Source organism: Xanthobacter sp. BG11Y11_SDJG (assembly GCF_057364445.1).
On the sequence record NZ_JBNFNU010000500.1, the window covers coordinates 1 to 2,617 of the forward strand.

At 73.4% G+C, this 2,617-nt stretch carries 2 protein-coding genes and 1 pseudogene; all 3 read right to left on the minus strand.

What is annotated here, in order from left to right; genetic code table 11:
- The coding region (locus AC2W7M_RS23480) for an AsmA family protein (protein WP_486135347.1) at positions 1-1,776 on the minus strand (1,776 nt) is incomplete at its 3' end.
- 32 nt (positions 1,777-1,808) lie between these two features.
- Complete coding sequence (locus AC2W7M_RS23485) at positions 1,809-2,216, minus strand: hypothetical protein (protein ID WP_486135349.1); 408 nt, start codon at positions 2,214-2,216, stop codon at positions 1,809-1,811.
- Positions 2,198-2,617: pseudogene (locus AC2W7M_RS23490) on the minus strand (hypothetical protein); the annotation flags it as partial. The gene AC2W7M_RS23485 and the pseudogene AC2W7M_RS23490, both read right to left, overlap by 19 nt.

Sequence of the window (2,617 nt, forward strand, 5' to 3'; positions counted from 1 at the left end):
CGGCTGGGCCGCGCCCGAGCGCTGCAGCAGGCTCTGGGGGTCGGCAATCACCAGCGGGCTGTCCCACGGACCCTGGACCACGAAGGGCAGGTCGGCGGGCGCCTGGTCCGCGGCCGCCTGGGCCGGCGCGACGAGGGCCGCCTTGCCCTTGAGATCGAGGTCGCGGGAGCCGATCCCGGCGGTGCCGGCGAGCGAGAGGCGCACCCGCTTGCCTTCGAGCCGCATGCTCTCGATGTCGGCGCGGCCGCCTTCGATGGTGATCTTGCCGTCCAGCGTCGTGAAGTCGGTGCGCCCGCCCCGCGGGTCGCCGCCGCCGGAGAGCGGACGGCGCTCGATCCGGTGCAGCACCTGGGCCACGTCGAAGCCCATCAGCGCCCCATCGGCGCCGGAGATGGCGAAGCTGCCGGCGATGGTCTGGGCGATGTCCTGGATGCTGCGGCCCGCCCCTTCCAGATTGAGCGTGATGTCGCCGGTGCCCTCCAGGCGGCGGAAGCCGGCGATGTCATCCAGGGCCGGCTCCAAGGAGACGTCCGCGCAGTCGGCCTCCAGGCGCACCACCGCGCCAGACCGGTCGCCGGCGACCGTCGCCGGGCGTGGCGCGAGAACCACCGCGGCGCGGATGCGGCCGTCCCACACCTTCGCCTGGCCCAGCGCCAGAGCGAGCCGGCCGCTCGAAAGAACCGCGCTGGCGGCGAGGGTGGAGATGCGGGTGTCTCCCGCGGTGGCGGCCGCCGCCGAGAGGCGCAGATCGAGGTCGAACCGCTCCAAAGCGGTGAGGTCGATGGTGCGCCGGTCCCATTCCCGGCCGCCCGCATCGGTGAAGCGGATGCGGCCATAGGGCGTCAGATCCAGGCTGTCGGCCGCCAGCGTGCCCTGGATCAGCGGCCGCTCGCCGCCGAGCTTGACCAGCAGCGCCCCCTCCGAGCGGTTGCCGTCGAGATCCAGCGTCGCCTTGGAGAGCCCGATCTGCTGGCCGTCGGCCTTCAGCTGGCCGGCGAGGCCGAAGGCGCCGAAGCCGCCCGTGGTGGGCGCGTCGAGGCCGAGCCACGCCAGGACCTCGCGCAAAGATCCGGTCTGGAGGCTGAGATTGCCCTCGGCGGCCAGGGCCTCGCGCAGCAGCGCCGTCTCGCCGCGGAAGGTGCCGCGGGTGGCGCGCTCGGACAGCGACACGCGGGTCACGGTGGGCCGCCCGGCCATGAAGGCCGGCGTATCCTCCATCAGCAGCTTGGTGGAGATGGTCTTCTCGCGCCAGGCGAAGTCGAGGGCGACGGCGATGCCCTTGCCGTCGAGGATGCGGTCGAGGCTGCCGGAAATGTTGCTCACCAGCTCCCGGGTGAGGCCGTCGTCGTCGCGCAGGGCGATGGTTCCGCGCACGACGCGCAGCTCCGGCAGATCCTTGTCGCCGAGCAGCGGCGCCAGCGCGATGGCGGGCAAGGCGCTGGCGCCGGTGAGAATCAGGGTCGGCCGGTTGAGGGTCACGTCCGACACCTCGACGCTGCCGAACAGGAGCGGCCAGAGCTGGAGCTGCGCCTCGACGCTCTCGGCGTCCAGCGACTGGCCTTTCGGCAGCGGGAATTCGGCCTTGCCGAGGCTGAGGCGCGGATAGGGCAGCAGGCGCAGCGATGCCTCGCCGGACATGCGCACCTTCTGGCCGGTGGTGCCGGTGATGGCCTGGGTGGCGGCGCGGCGCAGCTCCTCGGCGGGGATCATGAGCGGCAGCGCGAACGCCGCGATCAGGATTGCTGCCGCCACGGCGCAGCAGGTGCCAAACGCCATCAGAAGGGTGCGTCGCGTGGGTGCGCCGAGTTTCAGCATTGCCTCATCGATCGGTCAGAACGGGTCGCGCCGTGCGCGGCGCAGGGCCGGGGAAGCGGCGCGGGCCTCCCGGACGACGGCAGGAGGAGGCGGCACGATTGTCCGGCTCTGTGTCGCTTTGATGGCCTCCGGAACCTCCGGTCGCCGGCGGTCCTCAGGGACGCGGGGGACCGGACGGGGAGGGGGCGCGCGCCGGAGCTGGCGCGCGCCGCGGCGGCGGACAGGCGCGCCAGCAGGATCACCGGGCCGAGACCCACCAGGACGATCAGAAGAGCGGCGAGGGCGCCGTCCTCATAGGTGCCGCGGGCCGCCTCGGCATAGATGTGGGTGGCCAGCGTCTCCAGGCCCAGCGGCCGCAGCAGCAGGGTGGCCGGCAGTTCCTTCATGGCGTCGACGAACACCAGCAGCGCGGCGGTGAGAGCGCCGGCCGCAGCAGCGGCAGATGGATGCGGGCGACGGTCGCCCCGCGCGTCGCGCCGAGGCTGCGCGCAGCCATGTCGAGATGGGGCGAGAGCTTGGCGAAGCCGGCCTCGATGCCGCCCACCGGGATGGCCAGGAAGCGGATGGCGAGCGCCAGCACCAGCGCCGCCCCCGAGCCAGACAGCAGGAGGCCGGTGGAGATGCCGAAGGTCTGGCGCAGGGTGGCGTCCACCATGTTGTCGAAGCCGGCGAGCGGGCTCAGCAGGCCGATGCCGAGCACCGTGCCGGGAACCGCATAGCCGAGCTCGCCAGGCGCGCGAGGGTGCTGGAGAGCGCCGAGGGCGCGAGGCGGCAGGCGAGCGCCACCACCAGCCCGGCCGCG